The organism is Thermoanaerobacter kivui, from assembly GCF_000763575.1.
Lineage (GTDB): Bacteria > Bacillota > Thermoanaerobacteria > Thermoanaerobacterales > Thermoanaerobacteraceae > Thermoanaerobacter > Thermoanaerobacter kivui.
Genome location: NZ_CP009170.1, coordinates 264,435 through 286,425, shown reverse-complemented (window position 1 = coordinate 286,425; position 21,991 = coordinate 264,435). Strand labels below are relative to the sequence as shown.

Sequence of the window (21,991 nt, the reverse complement as noted above, 5' to 3'; positions counted from 1 at the left end):
TTCTATATAAATAAAAAGAACCCGCAGGACTCCTTCATAAAAGCAATTATAGCTTCTACATCATCTTTACATAAATATGCCCTAATATATCCCCTGCAAGGTCTATTTTGTCTGCACAGTTGCTTAAATGCCTGAAAATTTCCCTCATTTTTAAAATATATTTTACATCTTCTTCTTCAAACAATTTCGCTAAATTTTTTCTATATAAATTCTCCACTTCATTTTCATATTTTTTAGCTTTTAATGCCTGTTTCATACCTTCTTTTTTATTTTTATTAAGATTACAGACAGATTTGTGTATAAATTCTGTGCTTATTTTTATGACCGTAACAATTTCCAATATCTCTTCAGTCGGTTTAAGTTTGTACATTTCCATCTCCTTTACAGTAGTATCGGAATAATCCAGTATATCATCAATAGCCTTCGACAATTGAAAAATATCTTCTCTGTCAAAAGGAGTTATAAAAGTCTTGTCGAGCTCATTTACTAATGCTTCCCTTTTTCTGTCCGCAATTTTTTCTAATTTATTTACTTCATGCCCATCTTCTATATTCCCTGTCATCATGTATTTTTCAAGAGCACAAACTCCTTGTAATGTCAATTTTGATTGTTCTTCTAGTAATTTATAGAAATCTATTTCTTTAGAAAATAACCATTTAAATACATTCATTCTCTTCACCTCCCTCATAAAAGTTTAGTCAAACCGTAAATTAAATAAGAGATTATAAAAGAAACGGGAATTGTTATGAACCACGCCATAATCATTCCTCTGGCAAACTGCCATCTGACAGCAGTAGGCCTTTCTTTCGCCCCAATGCCTAAAATCGAAGAGTTAATTAACTGTGTCCCGCTGATTGGTGCACCAATGATTGATGCTATACTTACAACTAAAAGGGAAGAAAGCTGTGCATTAAAGGAATGAAAAGGCTTTATTCTGTATATTCTTGTTCCTACACTTTTGATCATCCTAAATCCTCCTAATATAAGTCCTAAAGAAATCATTAAAGCTGCCATGTATTTTATGTTAAAAGGTACTTCAAAATTATGAGTTTGCCCCTTTATCATCATTAAAATAACGATTAAACCCATTCCTTTTTGGGCATCATTTGACCCCTGTCCTGCATTAAGAAAAAAGAGAGTAAAATATTGCAGTTTTTTAAGCACGTTATTCGCTTCCGGTGTTTGATTTTTCAATATTTCTGATAAAAAAAATGTTACTAAATATCCCGTAACAAATCCTATTATAGGAGACAGAAACAACGGAAGAATAGCTCTAAATAGTATACCTTGTACATTTATTGAGTTAAAACCATATTCTAAGACAAAAGGTCCCAACATTCCGCCAATTAACGCGTGAGAAGAACTAGAAGGTATTCCAAAATACCAAGTGATAAAGTTCCATGTCATGGCACCTATTAAACTGGATAATATCAATAAACTAATAGTGGAACCGCTTTTAAATAAATACTCATATTTTACAATATCCTTTGCCATTGTTTGACTGACATTAGTACTTATTATTGTTGTACCCAAAAATTGTGCAACAGCTGCAAGAATAAAAGCTTTTTTTGCATCTATAGACCTTGAAAATATAATAGTAGCAACAAGATTTCCTTCGTCGTGAAAACCAGTTACAAATATATAAAAAAATATTACTATGATTGTGATAGAATAAAAATCCATGACATCACCTCAAGTAAAAAAGTATATATTTAACTTTTATTTTACGCACAAATACTTAACACAATTATACAAGTTATTTACATGTACTTCAAATTTTAAAAAACAAAAAGCATGTTTTAAAATTTTCTGCACTTAAAAACATGCTTTTTCTACAATACATATAAATATTCTTTATGAACAAAATAAATATGAGAAATTTTAAAATTGGGGTGATGTTATGGCAAAGGAAAATGATAAATACACAAAACCTCCAAAGCCGGATGACCGCTCAGATAATGTAGAGAAATTGCAACAGATGATACACGATACTATAGAAAATTATAGAGAAGCAGAAGATTACCTAAAATTACACGCAGAAGAACTTTCTCCTGAAGAAATAGAAAGGATTAAACAGAAAAACAAAAACAGGCTGACAAGTATACAGAACATGAGAGAAGAAATAATAGATGAAGTACACGACAACGACAGAAAGTAGGTATAAGAGGCGGATTACGCCTCTTTCAATTTGTTGATAAAGTTAAAAAAATTTTCAAAGTAGATATTTTGCATCGTCGCTCCGATGTTCCAAAGCGACAAAACTAAAAGCTCGACCTTCAGGCTCCGGCAGGGTACCGGGCACAACCGGCATCCATGCCTTAAGGTGCCCGCCTCCGCCATCCATGGCTTCGGCCCTGCCTCCACCCTCGGTCTTGCTAAGTTTTGTTATCGCTTTGTAACAAGTCGCTCCTTATGCAAAATCTCTCCCTTACGAAAGTTTGTCTACAGTTTGAAAGAGTAGACTACGCCTCTTTATACAATTTATTTAATTCAATGGCAATTTTCGCACCTACATGGGCATTATTTTTGACAAGTTCAATATTAGCTTTTAAACTTTCACCTTGTGTCAAATCTTTTATTTTATCCAACAAAAAAGGCGTTATTTCTTTACCTTTTATATTGCGTTTTTCTGCCTCATAAAGAGCATCTTCTATTGCTTTATCTATATAAGCCTTATCCAAGGCATATTCTTCTGGAATAGGATTTGCAATCAAAACCCCACCTTTTAAGCCTAAATCCCATTTTATCTTTATAATTTTTGCAGCCTCTATTTCGTCATCAACTTTATAATCAACTTTAAGTCCGCTTTCTCTTGTATAAAAAGCTGGAAATTCCCAAGTTTTAAACCCTACCACAGGAACCCCAAAGGTTTCAAGGTACTCTAAAGTACGTGGGAGGTCAAGTATTGCCTTTGCACCTGCGCATACAACTGCTACGTCTGTATTTGCAAGTTCTTGTAAATCAGCAGATATATCAAATGTTTGTTCTGCTCCTCGGTGGACACCTCCTATACCTCCTGTAACAAAAATCTTTATGCCCGCAAGATTTGCACAAATCATTGTTGCGGAAACTGTAGTGGCTGCACTAAGTCCTTTTGCTAAAACTACGGGTAAATCTCTTCTGCTAGCTTTTAATATTTCTTTTGAAGTTCCCATAAATTCGAGTTTTTCTTCGCTTAATCCAATTTTTATTCTTCCATTTATAATGGCAATTGTAGCAGGTATAGCTCCATGTTCTCTTACAATATTCTCCAAAGTTTTAGCCGTCTCAATGTTTTCAGGATAAGGCATTCCGTGAGATATTATAGTGGACTCAAGGGCAACAACAGGCTTCCTTTCTTCCATTGCTTCTTTAACTTCTTTTGACAAATCAATAAACTTATTCATTTTACAATCTCCTTTACTATATTTTTTAATTGATTTTCATTTAAAAATGGATTTACTGTATAAGGTGAGGATATTGTATAAGATGCCGCAGCAAGACCAAGTTTTGCCGATACATCCAGAGTATAGCCATTAAAAATACCATAGACCAAGCCAGCCGTCAAAGCATCTCCTGCACCTGTAGCATCAACAATTTCGGCTTGATATGGTTCTATAAATTTTTCAACTTCTTCTGAAGAAATATATACCCCTCTTTCTCCTAAAGTTACTATGACATTTTTGACACCTTTTTGTCTTAAATATTTAACTGCTTTTTTCATATCCTCATCATTTGCTATTTTAACTCCAGATATCGATTCAAGTTCTTCTTTATTTGGAGTTACATAATCGATTTTGTCAAGTACACCTATTAATTTTTTTGCTTTGTCGATGGAAACGGGCTCTGCCACTACAGGAATATTATTATTGTAGCAAAACTCCACAATATATTTGATGCTGTCTTTGGGAATATTTGTATCAAAAACTACAATCTCACTATTTTTTATAACTTCCATCTTGGACTCAAGATATTGTATATTTAACTCTTCTAAAATGTCCATTCCTGAAAGAGCTACATCCATATCGCCAATTGCATTAAGAATGGCAAGATATATGCCTGTACGTCTTGTGTTTGAAATTACAATCTGTTCAACATTTACCCCTGCTTGCCTTGTCTCCTCAAGAAGCCTTCTTCCTTCATCATCATTACCCACAACGCTCAAAAGTGTAACAGGTAAGCTAAGCTGTGCAAGGTTGTGAGCAATATTTCTTCCTACACCACCAGGTGCTATGTTTATGTGTCCCGGATTTGAAGTATGCTGCTTAAGCTCTGAATAGGGTTTACCTTTTATATCTATATTTGCTCCTCCAATTACAGTAATACCTTTAAAGTCCCTCACCACATAGCCTCTTCCTAATATAAAGCCCTTTTTCATGAGGTTTGCTATGTGCCCTGCAACAGCTGACCTGCTAATACCCATAAGCTGTGCTAATTCTTCTTGAGAAATCATTGGATTTTTCTTTATAAATCTCAATATCTCTTTTTCCCTCTGTGTCAATGCCACATCAATACACTCCCAAACAATTATTTGTTTATCAAACATTTGCAAGTATATTATATCACAAAAATGCAAACAAAAAAACTGCTTATTTTAAAAAGCAGTAAAAACATTATTATCCAGAAAGCATACCAATCTACTTAATAATAAATGATAAAATCACATAGCTGACAATACCAACAACAACAGGTGTAAATAACTTTCTCGTAAAATACGCAGCTATAAATGTCGGTATTGCTGAAAGTAAATATATATTTGACAAAGCTAGAAATAACCTTCCATCCTTAATGAAAATTACCGGAAATAAAAGAGCTGAAAGAACTGCTACAGGCACATACTCAAGAAACGACTTTACAGCTTGAGGAAGTTCTATTTTAGTTAAGCCATAAACAGGCATAAATCGCGGAATATATGTCACTAAAAACATTCCAATAACACTTATTATAAATTTCGTACCCATTTGTCAAGCAATACCCCCATTCCTGCACCTATTAATGCGGCTACAATGACATTTGTATTTCCCGGTAATACAAACATCAAAGTTATAGACAACAGCCCCGAAAAGACACTTATAAAAACTTTTTTATACCCTGATATTTGCATTAACAACAAGGCAATATACATTGCTGGAAGTGCAAAATCAAGCCCTATGTTTATAGAGCCTCCTATCAAACTTCCTGATACAGCACCTAAAAATGAAGAAAATACCCAGGCAGTATACGAGGTTAAAAATAGTTGGTAGAAATAACCTTCAGTATATTCAGAGTTAGTTTGCAAATCTGTAATCGCAACAGCATATGTCTCATCAGTAATAAAAAAAGATAATATTGGTATATGTTTCCTCGATATGTGTTTCATATACTGCGATAGCGATGTGCTATATAAAAAGTGCCTCAAATTTACTATAAATATTGTAGATACCAGTGTAACAATACTTGTTCCTGCACTAAGCAAACTTATAGCAATAAATTGTGCTGAACCCGCATATACAAAAAGGGACAATGCCACCACTTGTGAAATAGTAAAACCGCTTTTCACACCAACGAGTCCATAGGCAAAGCCTATTGGCAAATATCCTAACACAATAGGTAGTGCACTTTTAACTCCATTTATACTCTTCCTAACATCACCATCTACTATCATAAACCTCACCATCACTAAAAAATATTTATTTTTTTAAAAGCAGGAGTGAGCCTCCTGCCTTTAATTATTTAACAACGATATTTACAAGCCTGCCTTTAACAACTATGACCTTCTTTATCTCTTTTCCATCAAGATAGGATTTTATTTTATCATCTGAAAGTGCAATCCTCTGTACTTCTTCGTCAGTAGCATTTGAAGGAACTTCAAGTCTTCCCCTTACCTTGCCATTTACTTGGACAGCTATCTCTACAACATCTCTTTGTAGAGCTTTTTCATCCCACTTTGGCCATATTTGATTGAAAACAGAATATTCATATCCAAGTTTTTCCCACATTTCTTCAGAAAAGTGAGGAGCAAATGGAGCTAAAAGTCTTATTAAATCTGTCACCACTTCTTCATAAAATTTGATATTTTTAACTTCCACATCCGTCTCGTATTTATAAAGAGCGTTTACCAGCTCCATTATCCTCGCTATTGCAGTATTAAACTGAAATCTCTCTGCATCTTCTGTCACACCTTTTATAGCATAATGTCTCACATAGTTTAATTCATTTTCATCTTTTCCCATTTCGTCTTTAGTCTTGCCAGGATTGTTTCTTGTCTCTATGAATTTATCTATAAATCTCTCCACTCTATTGACAAATCTGGAAATTGCCTTAATACCATCATCATTCCATGGCCCACCTTCAGAATAAGCAAATCCAAACATCAGATAGAGTCTGAATACATCAGAACCGTATTCTTTAATGTATTCGTCAGGCGAAATTACATTTCCTTTAGATTTACTCATTCTGCTGCCATCAGGTCCCAATATTGTGCCTTGATGCACCAAAGATTTAAACGGCTCATCAAAGTCAAGATATCCTAAGTCTCTCAAAGCCTTTGTAACAAACCTTGCATACAAAAGATGCATTGTTGCATGCTCTGCTCCACCTACGTACTTGTCAACAGGCAACATTTTATTTATCCATTCTTTATTGAAAGGCTCTTTGTCGTTTTTGTTATCGGGATATCTTAAAAAGTACCAAGAAGAATCTACAAAAGTGTCAAGAGTATCGGGGTCTCTTAACGCTTTACCTCCACATTTAGGACAAGTTACATTCATAAAGCCCTCATGCTTTTTAAGTGGAGACTCACCTGTTGGAGCAAATTCCACATCATAAGGAAGTAATACTGGTAAATCTTCTTCTGGGACAGGGACTATGCCACAGCGTTCACAGTGAATGACAGGTATTGGAGCACCCCAGTATCTCTGCCTTGAAACAAGCCAATCCCTCAATCTGTAATTTACTTTAAACTCTGCTCTACCTTCTTGCTTTAATTTTTCTACAATTTTTATCCTCGCTTCTTCTGATTTCAAACCTGTAAACTCTCCACTGTCTACAAGCTTTCCAAATTCAACAAAAGGCAAACTATCGTCTATATCTCCTATTCCTTTTATCACTCTTTTTATAGGAAGGTTGTATTTTGTTGCAAATTCATAATCTCTTTCATCATGGGCAGGAACAGCCATGACACATCCTGTTCCATATGTTGCAAGGACGTAATCTGCTATCCAAATAGGAAGTTTTTCTCCCGTCAGAGGGTGTATAGCATAGGCTCCTGTAAATACCCCTGTCTTTTCTTTTTCAGTAGACAACCTTTCAATCTCACTCTGTTTTCTCGCGTATTCTTTATACTCTTCAACAGCTTGTTTATATTCTTCTGTAGTAATTAAATCCACAATCTCATGTTCTGGCGCAATAACTACATACGTCGCTCCATATAACGTGTCAGCTCTTGTTGTAAACACCTTAAATGTCAGGTCTTTGCCGTCAACTTTAAATTCTATCTCTGCCCCATCCGACTTTCCAATCCAATTTCTCTGCATTATTTTTGTCTTCTCAGGCCAATCAAGTTCATCCAGTTTTTCAAGGAGTTCTTCTGCATAAGCAGTTATCTTGAAAAACCACTGAGTCAAATCTTTCTTTGTAACTTCAGTGCCACACCTTTCACATTTTCCATCTATAACTTGCTCGTTTGCAAGAACAGTTTGACAGCTTGGGCACCAATTCACTGGAGCTTTTTTTCTATAGGCAAGGCCTACCTCAAAAAGCTTAAGGAAAATCCACTGTGTCCATTTATAGTATTCCGGTAAGCAAGTTATTACTTCATAGTCCCAATCAAAAGTTGCCCCCATTTCTCTTAACTGCTTTTCCATTGTTCTTATGTTTTCCATAGTGGAATCATAAGGATGTATTCCTGTTTTTATCGCGTAATTTTCTGCAGGAAGTCCAAAGGCATCAAATCCCATTGGATGAAAAACCTCATAGCCTTGCATTCTTTTCATTCTCGCCCAAGAATCAGTAGGTCCGTAATTGTACCAATGTCCTACGTGGAGCTTTGCACCCGAAGGATAAGAAAACATCTCAAGGCAATAAAGCTTTTTATCTACATTTTCAGGATTAAACTTGTAAAGTTTTGTCTCTTCCCATCTTTTTTGCCATTTTCTATCAACATCCACTGAGTAAGCCATAAACCTCCACTCCTATCTATGATTTTTTAGCAAACTCGATTTTATTAAAAAAAGTCTTTCATCTTTAAGAGACGAAAGACTTGCACTTCCGTGGTACCACTCTTCTTGGCATAAGCCCACTTAAACCTGTAACGGCAGTAACCGTGCATACCTACTACACTTCAGTATGCCTGCTCCATGGCGAGTTTCGGCATCTTAGGCTACCGTTTTGCACCCACCAACGGCTCTCTTAAAGCTTACAATGCCTACTGCTCCACTTCATTGCATTTACAAATTGATTTGTACATTATTTTATTACAAAATAGAAATAAATGCAATATCTTTTGAAAATCTTTATAATTAAAGTAATTAAAACTGTTACTTTGCGCCTTATAATTCGTCTATGATTGTGGAAATTAAAAACAGCCGAGTTCCAAAAAGTTACTTATAAAATTTTGATGCGTCTATATAAGTGAAAGGAGGCCCATGGGTGAAAGATGGTTTTTTAAGCTTTTATGAAACTTTTTTTGACGATGTGTACCGGTACGTGTATTTTAAAGTAGGTAATAGCTGGGATGCCGATGACATCGTAAGTGAAATTTTTAAAAAAGCCTATGAAAATTATAGTACAATAAGAACCAATCCAAAGTCTTGGCTTTTCTCGATTGCAAGAAATACTGTCACAGACTTTTATAGAAAGAAGAAAGAAATTGTAACAAATGATGAACTTGAAAAATACTATTATCCGGATATTTGGGAGGACAAATTTAACAAAGAAGTAGAACTTAATTGCTTAAAAAAATCAATTTACAGCCTTCCAAAAAATGAAATTGAAATAATAAACTTAAAGTATTTTTCGGGAATGACCCATAAAGAAATATCACAGTTAATTGAAAAAACTGAAGATGCAGTAAAAATGAAAGCCCATAGGATTATTCAAAAATTAAAAAATCTTGTTATTAAATGTTTGGAGGGATGAATAATGAAAGAGAAAGATATAGAAAAAAATCTAGAAAAACTAAAAGAACACATCCCTGTAAATTATCAATTAAAAGAAAAATTAAAAAAAGAGTTTAAGAAAAATACTAAAAAAAGTTACAAGTTTATAGCCATTGCCGCTTCTTTACTTTTAATCGTAGGATTTGCCCTTGCAAGCTTTTTATCCCACAACAATTACAGTCCAAATTATATAACAAGCCCCAGTCCTTTCATCTCAAAAGCAAACGCTGCAGATTTAAAAATTGCCAATCAAATCTCCTTTTTTGACATTGGCAAGGGTAACACGGGAAGAATTGCTGAATACAATGGCACCCTTTATATAGCCATCCCCGAAAAAGGGCTTTTTGAATATAATAAAAACGGCTTTAGACAGATAGTGGGTGAAAAAAGCAAAAACGTGCCCATTGGAGTAGGAGACGTAGCTGTATCTCCAGATGGAAAAAAACTTTTATATTCTTTAAACTACCAATACTATATAAAAGACCTTTCAATAGATAAAACAGAAAAAATTCGTGTAACAGGCAATGGTTTAGACATTTTCTATGAAAGCCCTTCTTTTTCTCCTGATGGAAATAAGATAATCTTTACTAAAAATGTATACACTCCAAGAGAAGGAGGTCATGGTTTTGAAAAAAAATCAACTTTATGGGAGTATGACCTCAAAACTTCACAGCTTACAGAAATAGCCGAAGGCTCTTATGGAAGCTATGTAAAAAATCAAAATGCCATTGTTTTTGAAAAAGACAATAAGATCATTTACAAAGACCTAAAGACAGGAGAAGAAAAAACAGTAGTTGAAGGCAGATTTCCTTCTGTATCTCCTGATGGAAACTATATAGCATATGTAAAATCAGAGATAAAAAACTCTACCATTGACGGAGTAGAGGTAACAGAGCATATAAGCAATGTGTGGGTCACTGATGCCGTAGGCTTTGCCACTAAAAAACAGGTTACAGAGAACTTTTCAAAGCCAAATTTGAAAAGTCTTGTAGAAAGTGTGAAAGAAAAAAATAAAAATTCGCCAATAAAATCCGACTTAGTTACAGAAGGAGAGTATGATTATTATCTGCCTTCCTGGAGCAATGATTCTAACAGTATATATGTTTTGAAAAATTTAAATGAAGATGTAAGAGGAAATATGATGACTCTTATGAAAATAGACCTTTCAAAAGAAAAATTATCAGCTGACTACACTGTAAGAAGATTTTTACAGGCTTTAATAGCAAGGGATGACGATTTTGCAAAAATGCTTATGAAAAATCCTCCTTCTTTCCTGACAATATCAAATCCTCACCCTGTAGGATATAATATATTAGGGACTGGCAAAGAAGGTGAAAAGACATATGTGGATGCAGAGCTATACATGGGATATTGGGGAGATACCTATTATTCCATAGAAAAACAAAGATATTACGTTACACCCAGTGAAAATGGTTATATAATTGACAGCATAAAAGGCTTGGAAACATTAGAGTTTTATGATAAAAATAATACCTTTTATGAACGCATTAATAGAGAAAAAGGAAAGTCTCTTTTTAGAGAAACTGACATTCCAAAAGAATACCTTCCTGAAGGAAATTTTAGATTTACAGCTTCTGCTTTTGACGCCAAGACAAACACGCTATACTTTACAGTTTTGGGACTGGATAACCGTCAGTCAAAACTTTTAAGCTATAACTTAGACACAAAAACTTTTAAACTTGTTAACAGCATTGACAATGGAGCTTTTGCTGAACTTAAGCTTGATGGAAACGGGAACTTTTTGGCAGCGAACTTTTTCTCCGATGATGGAAAGCAAAAAGTGTACCTGTACAATCTAAAAACAGGAGAAAAAACTGATTTAGAAACATTATTTAAAGATACAAAAATTGATGAAATAGAGGCAAACTTCTGGAATCAAGATAAGCTAATGTTCAATATCTCCACTGATGGAATATCATTAATGTATGAATACAACCCAGTTAAATCACAAATATCTATTCCATAAAAAGGCAGGGTAATCCTGCCTTTTCTTTCCCATCTCGCCACTTAATTCCCTACCTCTTTTAACTGATGATTACTTGTAAAAAATTCTCTATATGTCAAGAAAGTTACACTAAAACAGGATATAGCAACAGTTGATGCCAGCATAAAAGTAACCATTATCTGGTACTTAACTGCCTCAATAGGGTCCACTCCTCCCAATATGAGACCTGTCATCATCCCTGGAAGTTGGACGATACCAAGAGTTTTCATGCTGTCAACTGTTGGTATCATTCCCGTCTTTATCGCAGTCTTTATCACTTTTTGTGCGGCTTGCCTTGAAGTTGCACCAAGTGACAAATACGCCTCTATTTCCTCTGACTTATTTTTTATTTCGTCTTTTAGTCTTGAAACAGCAAGTCCTGAGGCTACCATTGAATTTCCTATTATCATTCCTGATACAGGTATAACTTCCTGGGGTCTAAAGTGTATATTTCCAAACAAAATGAGCAGAGAAATTGTAATCGCGGCACTTAAGGCAATTGAAAAAGTGATAAAATAAAAAACATTCGGTATGCCCTTCCCTCTCTTTGAAGCATTATTTCCAGCAACTACTATCATTAAAGCCACCATTGCCAAGGTAAATAAAGCATTATTTGCAGCAAATATGTAGTGTAAAATGTATCCCACTATTGTAAGCTGCACAACTGCTCTTATAGTACCTATAACTATTTCCTTTTCAATCCCTAGCTTTTGGTAATAAGAAACAAAAATTGATATTAGCACAAGACTTGACGCCAATGTCAAAGACAATACACTCATTTAACTTCCTCCTTTAACTTACCTTGTATAAACAATTTTGTAATTTCATTTTGGGGATTTGTAAAAAAATCATAAGTTTTAGCATATTCTATTAATTGCCCTTTGTTAAGCAGTGCTGTGTAATCTCCAATGCGCTTAGCCTGTTCCATGTTGTGAGTTATCCAAATAATCGTCAAATTCATTTTTTCTTTTAGGTTAAATATCAATTTCTCTACTATTTCTGTAGAAGTAGGGTCAAGGGCTGAAGTAGGTTCATCAAGTAAAAGAGCTTCAGGATTATTTGCAAGAGTTCTCGCTATAGAAACTCTTTGCTGTTCCCCTCCTGATAAATTTTTCACATCTCTTGTAGCATACTCAATATTCAATCCTACAATGCTCAAATAATACTCCACATTGACATTTTTTTCGCCTTTAAGCATTGGACCATACTCAATATTCTCTTTAACTGTTTCTTCAAAAAGATGAGGCTGCTGAAAAACCATTCCAACTCTCCTTCTTAAGTCTATCACATCTATTGTTTTAATATCCACATCGTCTATTAAAATACTGCCATGGGTTGGATCTATCAATCGGTTTATCAGTTTAATCAACGTGGATTTTCCAGCTCCAGAAGGGCCGACAATAGTATGTATTGCTCCACCTTCAAATTTTACAGAAATGTTTTTTAATATCTCTTTTCCAAAACGATTGTAGCTTACATCTTTAAATTCTATTTCATTCACATAAATCACCTCTATTGTAACAATTGTTACATTTATATCTAAATTGTATCCTTTCTTTGTGCGAAAGTCAACAGAGTCAAAAATTTCTTTGGAACGTTGATATTTATTTGACATTCTTCTTCTAAAGTAATAAAATATAATTGACAATAAGAGGAAAGGAGGCGATTTGTGTGAATACAAAATTTATAACTAGAACAGCTATCCTATTAGCTATTACTTTAATATTTCAGTTTTTAAAAATGCCTCAACTAATAACAGGCTCCCTCGTAAACGCTATGCTTCTAATTGCCGCTGGTACTGTTGGAATGTGGTCAGGAATTATAATAGGACTTTTAACACCGGTAATTGCATTTTTAGTAGGCATAATGGGATTTCCTCTCATGATTCCTTTTATAATGGTAGGTAATGGATTATATGTAATACTTTTTTCAACGCAAAAAAACAAAGTAATAGGAATGATAGTAGGTGCTGTAGTTAAATTTATATGGCTGGCCCTATCAGTAAAATATATAATGCAGCTGTTCAATGTAAAAGTTCCATTAAAAATTGTACAAGCTTTTACAACTCCACAGCTTATAACAGCTTTAATAGGAGGTACGCTAGGAATTATAGTAATTGCATTGCTTGAAAATTACTTCAAAAAAGCGAAAGAACAATAATAAAAGCAAGGGGAGAAGGTTTTATTCTCCCCTTGTTTGGCGAACTAAGCTAGAGACTTTTTTGTACTACTAACCCTTTCTATTTATCAGCCCAACATTCTCGCAACATTCATATTCCATCTGCAAAGTAACATGATGTATGCCAAAAGTTTCATCAAGAATAGTTTCAATCTGATCCATTAATAATTTCGCTTGGCTTAATTTAATGTCATCTCTTGTGTTGACATGGCACTCAAAATGTATATCTTTATCATTAGTTTGCCACACGTGTACATGGTGTATATTTTTTACGTCTGGAAGTTTCTCAATTTCCTTTTTTATGATGTCAAGATTTATATTCTCGGGTGTTTTTTGCATCAATATTCCTATCGTTTCATCTATTATTTCAAAGCTTTCTTTTATTATATAAGCTCCTATTAAAACTGTTAGCAGCGGATCAATCCAGTAAATATTGTATGCATAGATAAATATACCTCCAATAACTACCCCAAGCGATGACAAAGCATCAGAAAGCAGATGTATATATGTCGATTTTATATTTAAATTTTTTTGAGCATTTTCCCTCAGTAAAAACATTGATAACGTATTTGCCACAAGTCCTATAATAGCAACTACTATCATTAAAACGCCATCGATCGGTTCCGGTTTAAAAAATTTTACATATGCTTCTTTAAAAAGATATAAAGATATAACTACCAAAACCACCGAATTAAACAGCGCCGCAAGTATCTCTGCCCTTTTATAGCCAAATGTCATTTTTTCATTGTTCTCTTTTTTAGATATTTTTATTGCAATGTAACTTACAATTATTGAGATTCCATCACTAAAATTGTGGAGTGCATCTGATATAAGAGATAAACTGCCTGACAATATACCTCCTATTATTTCGCCTATTGTTATCACAAAATTTAGTATCATCGCAATAACTAAGTTCTTTTTGCTTATCTCACCATGATCATGATGATGGGCCATATCTAAGCCTCCTTATGCTTATATAACAGAGTTTGACCATCTGCCACATCTATCTCCTGTCATCGCTATTACTTTGCCGTTTGCTTTAATTTGTATTATTTCACATTCGTTAGGACAAGCTTTGCAAATAAAGCTCGTCGTTTCAAACTTCTCCTCTGAAACCTCAAACCCTTTAAACTTAGTAGAATTGCCTGTCCGTTTCATTTCATCCTTTGCCAACATCGCTATTCCTATTGCTCCCATGATGTCATAATACTTTGGCACAATTACCTCATGTCCTACTTCTTCTTCAAACGCCTTTTTTATCGCAATATTTGCCGCCACACCGCCTTGGAATACAAAAACCGGCTTCAATTTTCTTCCTCTTACAAGATTGTTCATATAATTTCTCACTAAGGCCTTAGAAAGACCTTTTAATATTTCAGCTTTACTAAACCCGTATTGCTGTTTCGATATCATATCAGATTCTGCAAAGACTGTGCATCTACCTGCAATTCTCACATCTCGCTTTGCAGTCAATGCAATTTCACCAAATTCCTCAATCTTTATCCCCAGCCTTTGTGCTTGATGGTCAAGGAATGACCCTGTACCAGCAGCACAAACTGTATTCATGGCAAAATCAGCTATTGTTCCATCATTTATAATAATAAGTTTAGAATCCTGGCCGCCAATTTCAAAAATAGTACTAACATCTGGATGAAACTGCAATGTAGCAGTAGCATGGGCAGTTATCTCATTTTTTATTACATCTGCACCTAGAACATACCCAAGAAGCTGTCTACCACTTCCAGTTACGCCAACCCCGCCTATTTCTTTGTCGGGCAATTCATTGTGTAATTTTGCTAGTTCATCCTTTACAGTATCAATTGGTTGCCCAACATTTCTCACATACGAATTGAACAAGACCTCATTATTTTCATCAATGGCTACAACCTTTATACTTACTGACCCTACATCAACACCAATATATATTTTCTCCACTTTTGTCTACCTCGCTATCCTTTTTCTGTGTTTTTTTAGTTTTATTACATCTAAAAAAGCTTCTATTCTCGTTAATACATTGGCAATAGCCATTTGCTCATCTACAGAAAGTGACAAAATTGGATAGTCATATTCTCTCATTATTTTATCTATCACACTTTGAGAAACCAGTTCTGGTAAACATCCAAAAGGTTTCAAGTGAATAACTCCATCAAATCCTCTTTCCATAAAATCAATTATTGCACCGACAGATTGCTTAGCATGGCCTCCAATTATTATCTCTATGTATTTTTCAGCTTTTTTCAAAATCTCGTGTTCTTTCTCCTTGTAAGAAGGCAAAGGTATTAAATTAAAATCAATCCATTCGGAAATGTAATGAGACCTTTCCACTTCTGCACCATAACTATTCAAAACCTCCTCTATGTTAGCATTTATAGAAGGTTCCATAACTACATATATTTCTCCTACTATTCCAATCTTTATCTTTTCTTCTTCCGGTACTTCACAAATCTTTATACTATTTAACCTCTCGATCGCCTTTTTTTCTACCCTCTTTACATCTTCAGAAGATTCTATTTTCCTATATTCTTCTGTAATTTCACGCCATACTTTAGTAAACTCCCCTTTATTACACTCATAAGCCCTCTTCGTTTCTACAATCTTCTCTACCTTATCCATTGATTTTGCCATATCATATACAGTTTTTACAGTTTTAATAACCCGTCGCCATGAATTATTTCCTTTTATCTTTTTTACATTTTCCAAAAAAGATTTCCAATCTCTTTTCGGCTCATCAAATATTATAAATTCTACATCGTAACCCATGTTTTGAAGTATTTTTTTCTGAGCCTCTCCATAGTAACCAGCCCTGCAGGGGCCATTCCCACCAGAAGTCACTATAGTATCCGCTCCTAATTCTAAAGCCTCAAGATAAGTCCCTAAAATAATCTTTAAAGGAAAACAAGCAAATTCAGGACTATATTTTACACCGTAATTTATCGTTCTTTGAGATGGCCGCGGTGGCGTTATAACTTCGTGACCAAGCAAACTAAATAATTTTTCATACATATAAGGAGAACCCATATAAGGAAATGTTATCTTCACTTAAATCACGCCTTCCACAGATTTTTCAGCTTTATATTTTTTAATCCTTATGAGGTCCGTAAATGCCTCAACTCGTGTAATTACGTGGCTTTCACCAGTTTGCTCATCAATTCTTAAAGTCATAAAAGGTTTTTTGTGTTTTTCAGAATCTATAGTTAAAAAAGGCTCAAGAATTGAATCAGGACCGCATCCAAAGGCAGTAATATGAATAATACCATCAATGTCATCTCTTTCCATAAACTCATAAGCTGTACCTAAGAGCATATTAGTAAATTCCCAAAACATATTTTTTTTAAATTTTTTCAATTGACGTTGTATTATCCTTTCTTCCATCATATCAAAAGTCACAACTTTTATGTTGAGCTTGCGAAAAACATTAAGCAAGTCCATATTGACAAATCTATCATAAACATTATATACATAACCAATTAGACCTATTGTAATATCGCCATCATATTTTTTTGGTTTATCACTCGTCAAAAGCTCATTTATATCATATCCTTGCTTATTCAAAGCTCTAAACTCAAGCCATTTGTCTCGGGCTTTCTTTAAAGCATTTTTTAAATCTTTTCTACTCACACCCAATTTATCGATAAAAACTGTATAATTGTGAAACTCTGATATGTCAGTACTTTTTGACACTATGTTATGAGTCAAAATTTTATTCTCAATGCCATCAAAAAGACCTTTTATCATGTCAGGCAACCCCATAAATTTAGGGCACATAAATATACCTTTCCTTAAGCTTACAAACCTAGGAATATATATGTAATCAACATTCTTATCCAGCAAGTTTAAAACATGTCCTGTATATACCTTCATAGGTACACATATTTCCGCAACTGCTTCTTTTACCCCTATGTCTAAAATACTTTTTGAAGTATCGTCAGAGGTGACCACTTCAAAACCTAGGCTTTCGAAAAGAGTTTTCCAGAATGGATAATAAAAATAATACATTAAAGCTTTTGGAATACCTATTTTCATTATTTGCTCTCCTCTCCTCCAAGTACATCATATATCATATTTTACACTACTTCAATCACTTTTTTCTATTGCTTTTACAAAAATTTCTATGGTTTTTTTGACAAATTCTCTATCGCTAAAACCAAATAGCTTGTTACCATAGGAAACATTCATTAAAACAAAGCCGAAATTCAATGATATAAAAGCAAACGCCAAAAGTTCAAAATCCTCAGTATTTAATAATCCCTTCTCATACATTATTTCAAAATACTTTATCAAAACTTCTTTAAAGCCTTTTGGAATCCTGAGCAGATATTCTTTTACTTCTTCAAAAATCTCTGGACTTCTCAAACCTATCATAATTTTCGCTTTTTCTTCTGTAAAATTTTTATGATATTCATGAGCCAACATGAGTAGGTCTTCTTTTAAATCCCATGTACATTTGTTTAATATTCTTTCATTTACAGGCTTTAATAATTCCAGCTCTTTTAATGCATAAAGCACTATATCTTTTTTGCTTCCAAAACATCTAAAAATTGTAACTTCATTTACTCCTGCCTCTTCTGCAATATTTCTTGTAGTTGTAGACTTATATCCCTTTTCAGAAATTAGTTTTAAAGTAGACATAACTATCTTTTCCTTCACCGAATCACCCATTAAAACACCTCACAATATGTATGCAAGTAATTGCTTGCATACATATTGTAACATATCTTTGTCATAAAACAAAAAGCAAAATTGCTCTTTTAAAAAGCAAAGATTTTTATTAAAAAAAATTGGCCATACGGCCAGATAGTTACTTTATTTAACTTTCACAGGTAGAACTAACAATTTCCCGTTAAGTGTACAGCTTTCTTTATTTCATCTATAACCTACTGTGTATTCATGTTTCTTATTTCGATTCCAATATGCTTATCTCTTGAAAAACCTGCATCATTAAAAGCATCTCTGTACATTTTCTTCTGCATTGTAGGATCACAGGCAGCAACATAAAGTTCATCTATTTGTGCTCCTCTTAATAATTCCCTTAAATACCTGTCTCCATCATCTGCACAAAGTTGAGGATGTAATCCTACCCATTCAAAAATGTCTTCTCTTCATTGGTCTTTTTCATAATAAGCTCACATTTTGTTCAACCTTTCTGCTACTTTAACTAAATACTCTTTAAAAAACTCTTCTTCATAACTTAATAGTTGTGTGTCAACATTTTCTATCGTATCTGTATGCCAGTGGTAGTTACCTAGTCTTCCATTTTCATCTTTTGCAAGGAAAGCTATAGCATCAAAACCTGCTGCCATAGCTGGAAGAGCATCTGTGGGAAGGAGCAAATTTTTCATTTTTTGAACTTTTCCAGCATGACTTCTTTCCATCTCTTCTGCTATATCAAGTAACATTTTTCCAGCTTTTTTATAAAATATCATTCCTTCCCCCTCAAGGTATGTAATTTTACCAGTTCCAAGGTTGTCAAGTATTATAAATTGAGTATCTTTAGAAAGTTTTTTGCGGTATTTTTTTATGAAACTTTTCATCCCTCTTTCTCCTGTTTCTTCACTGCCAGTAAATAAAAATATCACATCAACATTATCTGGCAATTTGTCTTTATGGTTTATATAATACTCTGCCAATGCTAAAGTTAAAGCTACCCCTGTGCCATTATCATTTGCCCCTTGTGTGTACCTACCTGTTATTTCACATATAGCCATGAAAACTATATCAGTAAAAACAATAACAAGTCCAATATACAATATTGCAGAGGCTATAAATTTTAAATTGAAAATATTAAACAAAATTCCAATTGGTATAAGCCCAAATCCCACATAAGAAATATTATAAATGATACTCAGTTTATCAACAATTTTAGGATGAAACATTATACTGCCTCTTTGCGTATCATAATGAGCTGATACAATTATTCTTTTGCTGCGGCTTTCATCAAAACTTGTAAAAACATTTTGAGATAAAAACTTTGGCATTATACTTGTTTCAACTGGCTTACCACTTACTTCTAATAACAAAAGACTTATCGCAAATAAACTGAGTAAAAATAGTGCTATTTCTAAAGGTCCGCCGTACATCAATGAGAAAAAACCGCAAATAAATAGCAAAACACCCACTTGTAAAGGAAGCATATATAGATTGTCTCTTGTAGTTTTAAAAGTCTGCTTCTCAACTTTATACCCCATCCTCTTCAATTGTTGTAAAATATATTCTGCGGCTTGCCTTTCATTTTTTGTCGCAGAGCCCCTGTGTTCAAACTTAGTTAATTCTTTTAAATAGTCAATGCTTTTCAAATTAAAAGCCCCCTTCCAATAAAATACTATTTATTGCGATATCTGTATACATAACCGTCTGCACAATACAAGTACAAATTCGTACCGTCATCTGTAACCGAAATATCATAAATACCACTTTTATGATAATAAGTATATAACGTATTTCCTTCACTGTCATACATGGTCAATTTATTATCATTATTCATTATATTACTGTATTCCCGCGATAGAATTACAACGTACTTTCCATCAGGTGTCATGACTGCTTTTGTAATACCCCAATCTGAAGTTACATTTTTTATGGCTTTAAAATTATTGAAAAAAGTGATATCGTACTTTTTATAATCTTCACTAGAAGATATCAATACTGCAACTTTACCATCCTCAGACATTAATACATCTTGTATAATGCCCTTCTTGGTATAACTTTCACTTAAGGACGTACCTTCTCTATTATAAAACGCAAATTCATCATCTAAGCCCATTATAAAAAATATTTGGCCATCTCTCGAACTTTTTATAAAAGGCATATTGTTTTTCATATCTTTATTATAAAGCATTCTACCACTAAAATCTAAAGCTAAATATCCTGAAAATTTACCATCATTAAAACATGCAGTAACCACATTTTTATTTATATCCAAATTATAAACATGTATTGATTTAATTTTTTGTTCCCATATCATGTACCCTTTATCATTAAATAAGTCTATAAATGACCCATATTCCTCATTTTCAGGAGTGGATACAGCATAAGAAAAATATTTTCCATCAGGGGATACTGCAATTGAAGTGATTTGATGCCCCTTTCTTATATATTTGTGAGATATCACCATTCCCGACTTATTGTAAACTATAATTTCACTACCTTTGTCATCTTCTACAGCTAAAGCGATCATTTCCCCATTTTGAGACAAAGCGAAAAATTTAATCGGCTTACTTGTATCTACAATCCAAAACTGATTACCATTTTTTGTTGATTTTATCAAAGTTTTATTTTTCGCAGCATAAATATTTCCTACTTCATCTGTAAATATAAAAGCACTTTCCCCTTCATTATCTTCATTTAATACCCTTTTCCAAATAAATTCAGGATATTTACCATTTATAGGACGAGGTATAACATCTATTTTATCATTGTGATAGTCGTACACCGATATAAATCTTGAGGACTGTGCCATAATCTTTTTGCCATCTGGAGAAAATCTAAGCATAGCCACAGTATCATAAACTTTCGCAGTCCATACCATATTTCCGCTTTCATCCATAACACCTATGTAATCTTTACTCTTTGAATTAGGAACCGTCGTCCCATTTACCGCAAAGAAAGTATTGTTACCTTCAAAATGTACATCATTTATAAGTCCATAGTTCACTACAATATAATCTAAAAGTTTTCCATAACCATCATAAATCTTAGAAACTCCATAATTGCCTATGACAAATTTGGTCGCATTTTTATTAGTGTAAAATCTTTCTGTTGCCATCGGAATTTTTATCTTATTGTCATTTAATTTTTCTATATATAGCCCATCACCATAATAATTAGAAAACAAAATTGCATTTCCATCGCCAGATAATACAGCCGCAACTTTTGCTATGTTTAAATTTTCCTTCATTATTGAAGAATAAATGGGCACTTTCATTCCTTTTATCTGATTCCCTTCTCGACTATATACAAAAGTGTTATTGCCTTTATTTTCACTACTTAAGTCAACAAACAAAAACTTACCGCTATCATCACTGAAATTTGCAAGTTGCGGTATTACATTATCTATTTTTTGGACAATCTTCCCTTTATTGAATAGGATAATTTCACCGTCAACTGGATAATTGTCCTTGTAATATACATTTGAAATAGCAAGAACATTGCCGTCAGGAGATAATATGGCATCTAATGCATTTTTTTGATAGACATCTTTTTTTGCCTCCACATTAAAATTTAAAATTGCATTTAGTTTGTCATCATAAAGTATTATTTCTGCCTCACCTTTTTTAACAACAAATCTACCTAAAGCTTTATCTAATATTCTGTAATCTGCCTTTGTACCTAAAAATTTCTCTTTAATCATTTCACTTTTTTTATAACTTCTCAAATATATGCCACTGTCTTTATACACTAAAGTAGCAATTTTGTCATCCGATATAAAAGCCGTATCAAAAAACCTCTCTCCACTGCTGCTAATTGTCCAAAGGGGCAAATTTCCATCCTGCGAAATGACAGCTGCCATATTCTTAGGAGGTTTTATAGCTTCCCCTGGCGTTTTTAAATCACTACATCCTGATAAAATTATCACTAAAATGACTATCAAAAAAATAATTTTTTTCAAATTGACCCCTCCAACCATCCATTACCTTAATAATAACACATTTTATAAAAAAAGCATACTCGAAAGCCAGGCCTTCAAGTATGCTTT

The 21,991-nt window shown here is 33.6% G+C and carries 20 protein-coding genes, 1 pseudogene and 1 other annotated feature; of the genes and pseudogenes, 4 read left to right on the top strand and 17 right to left on the bottom strand.

The features are described 5' to 3' along the window. Positions 1-55: 55 nt before the first annotated feature. Both TKV_RS01380 and TKV_RS01375 read right to left on the bottom strand, forming a co-directional pair. Positions 56-670 carry a DUF47 domain-containing protein gene (locus TKV_RS01380; RefSeq protein WP_049684453.1) on the bottom strand — a complete coding sequence of 205 codons (615 nt, stop codon included), beginning with the start codon at positions 668-670 and terminating at the stop codon, positions 56-58. A gap of 14 nt (positions 671-684) precedes the next feature. After that, positions 685-1,683 (bottom strand): inorganic phosphate transporter, encoded by a 999-nt coding sequence (locus TKV_RS01375; RefSeq protein WP_049684452.1) that lies wholly within the window; start codon positions 1,681-1,683, stop codon positions 685-687. A gap of 217 nt (positions 1,684-1,900) precedes the next feature. Between TKV_RS01375 and tlp the strand changes: the two genes are divergently transcribed. Next, positions 1,901-2,158 (top strand): small acid-soluble spore protein Tlp, encoded by a 258-nt coding sequence (gene tlp, locus TKV_RS01370; RefSeq protein WP_003869895.1) that lies wholly within the window; start codon positions 1,901-1,903, stop codon positions 2,156-2,158. A gap of 304 nt (positions 2,159-2,462) precedes the next feature. On the opposite strand, the gene TKV_RS01365 is transcribed toward tlp, so the two are convergent. The 5 genes from TKV_RS01365 to leuS form a co-directional block, all read right to left on the bottom strand. Then, positions 2,463-3,386, bottom strand: coding sequence for a pseudouridine-5'-phosphate glycosidase (locus TKV_RS01365; protein WP_049684451.1), 924 nt, complete (start codon positions 3,384-3,386; stop codon positions 2,463-2,465). Beyond that, positions 3,383-4,486 carry a PfkB family carbohydrate kinase gene (locus tag TKV_RS01360; protein ID WP_049684450.1) on the bottom strand — a complete coding sequence of 368 codons (1,104 nt, stop codon included), beginning with the start codon at positions 4,484-4,486 and terminating at the stop codon, positions 3,383-3,385. Before TKV_RS01360 ends, TKV_RS01365 begins: the two co-directional genes overlap by 4 nt. A gap of 130 nt (positions 4,487-4,616) precedes the next feature. Then, positions 4,617-4,940, bottom strand: a complete 324-nt coding sequence (locus TKV_RS01355; RefSeq protein WP_049684449.1) for an AzlD domain-containing protein — start codon at positions 4,938-4,940, stop codon at positions 4,617-4,619. Further along, the gene (locus tag TKV_RS01350) at positions 4,922-5,623 is read right to left on the bottom strand and encodes an AzlC family ABC transporter permease (RefSeq protein WP_049684448.1); all 702 of its coding nucleotides are present in this window, start codon (positions 5,621-5,623) and stop codon (positions 4,922-4,924) included. Before TKV_RS01350 ends, TKV_RS01355 begins: the two co-directional genes overlap by 19 nt. Positions 5,624-5,687: 64 nt before the next feature. Next, on the bottom strand, positions 5,688-8,138 hold the full coding sequence (gene leuS / locus TKV_RS01345; protein ID WP_049684447.1) for a leucine--tRNA ligase: 2,451 nt from the start codon (positions 8,136-8,138) through the stop codon (positions 5,688-5,690). 64 nt (positions 8,139-8,202) lie between these two features. After that, positions 8,203-8,409, bottom strand: a binding site (T-box leader). Between the two features lie 198 nt (positions 8,410-8,607). On the opposite strand from leuS, the gene TKV_RS01340 reads away from it, so the two are divergent. Together TKV_RS01340 and TKV_RS01335 are read left to right on the top strand one after the other, a co-directional pair. Further along, positions 8,608-9,096, top strand: a complete 489-nt coding sequence (locus tag TKV_RS01340; protein WP_003869901.1) for an RNA polymerase sigma factor — start codon at positions 8,608-8,610, stop codon at positions 9,094-9,096. Between the two features lie 3 nt (positions 9,097-9,099). Next, complete coding sequence (locus tag TKV_RS01335; protein WP_049684446.1) at positions 9,100-11,103, top strand: TolB family protein; 2,004 nt, start codon at positions 9,100-9,102, stop codon at positions 11,101-11,103. 41 nt (positions 11,104-11,144) lie between these two features. Here TKV_RS01335 and TKV_RS01330 read toward each other — a convergent pair whose 3' ends face one another. Together TKV_RS01330 and TKV_RS01325 are read right to left on the bottom strand one after the other, a co-directional pair. Next, positions 11,145-11,900 (bottom strand): ABC transporter permease, encoded by a 756-nt coding sequence (locus TKV_RS01330; RefSeq protein ID WP_049684445.1) that lies wholly within the window; start codon positions 11,898-11,900, stop codon positions 11,145-11,147. Next, entirely contained in the window at positions 11,897-12,622 is a 726-nt protein-coding gene (locus tag TKV_RS01325) for an ABC transporter ATP-binding protein (protein ID WP_049686163.1), read from the bottom strand. The genes TKV_RS01330 and TKV_RS01325 overlap by 4 nt, the downstream gene beginning before the upstream one ends. 170 nt (positions 12,623-12,792) lie before the next feature. Here TKV_RS01325 and TKV_RS01320 point away from each other — a divergent pair, with 170 nt between their 5' ends. Further along, complete coding sequence (locus TKV_RS01320; protein ID WP_049684444.1) at positions 12,793-13,281, top strand: ECF transporter S component; 489 nt, start codon at positions 12,793-12,795, stop codon at positions 13,279-13,281. Positions 13,282-13,350: 69 nt separating this feature from the next. Here the strand turns inward: TKV_RS01320 and TKV_RS01315 are convergent, their stop codons facing one another. The 8 genes and pseudogenes from TKV_RS01315 to TKV_RS01285 form a co-directional block, all read right to left on the bottom strand. After that, on the bottom strand, positions 13,351-14,253 hold the full coding sequence (locus TKV_RS01315) for a cation diffusion facilitator family transporter (RefSeq protein ID WP_049684443.1): 903 nt from the start codon (positions 14,251-14,253) through the stop codon (positions 13,351-13,353). 18 nt (positions 14,254-14,271) lie between these two features. Further along, on the bottom strand, positions 14,272-15,234 hold the full coding sequence (locus TKV_RS01310) for an acyl-CoA dehydratase activase (protein WP_049684442.1): 963 nt from the start codon (positions 15,232-15,234) through the stop codon (positions 14,272-14,274). Positions 15,235-15,240: 6 nt separating this feature from the next. Further along, on the bottom strand, positions 15,241-16,338 hold the full coding sequence (locus TKV_RS01305) for a 2-hydroxyacyl-CoA dehydratase (protein WP_049684441.1): 1,098 nt from the start codon (positions 16,336-16,338) through the stop codon (positions 15,241-15,243). After that, positions 16,339-17,322, bottom strand: coding sequence for an acyl-CoA dehydratase activase-related protein (locus tag TKV_RS01300; RefSeq protein WP_004399731.1), 984 nt, complete (start codon positions 17,320-17,322; stop codon positions 16,339-16,341). A gap of 51 nt (positions 17,323-17,373) precedes the next feature. After that, complete coding sequence (locus tag TKV_RS01295) at positions 17,374-17,958, bottom strand: TetR/AcrR family transcriptional regulator (protein WP_049684440.1); 585 nt, start codon at positions 17,956-17,958, stop codon at positions 17,374-17,376. A 215-nt stretch (positions 17,959-18,173) separates the two neighbouring features. Next, positions 18,174-18,398 (bottom strand): annotated as a pseudogene (locus tag TKV_RS12195) (heterodisulfide reductase subunit A-like protein); the annotation flags it as partial. Positions 18,399-18,422: 24 nt separating this feature from the next. Beyond that, positions 18,423-19,592: a M28 family peptidase gene (locus tag TKV_RS01290; RefSeq protein WP_049684439.1), complete on the bottom strand. Its 1,170-nt coding sequence runs from the start codon at positions 19,590-19,592 to the stop codon at positions 18,423-18,425. 26 nt (positions 19,593-19,618) lie between these two features. Next, entirely contained in the window at positions 19,619-21,904 is a 2,286-nt protein-coding gene (locus TKV_RS01285) for a WD40 repeat domain-containing protein (protein WP_049684438.1), read from the bottom strand. Positions 21,905-21,991 lie beyond the last annotated feature (87 nt).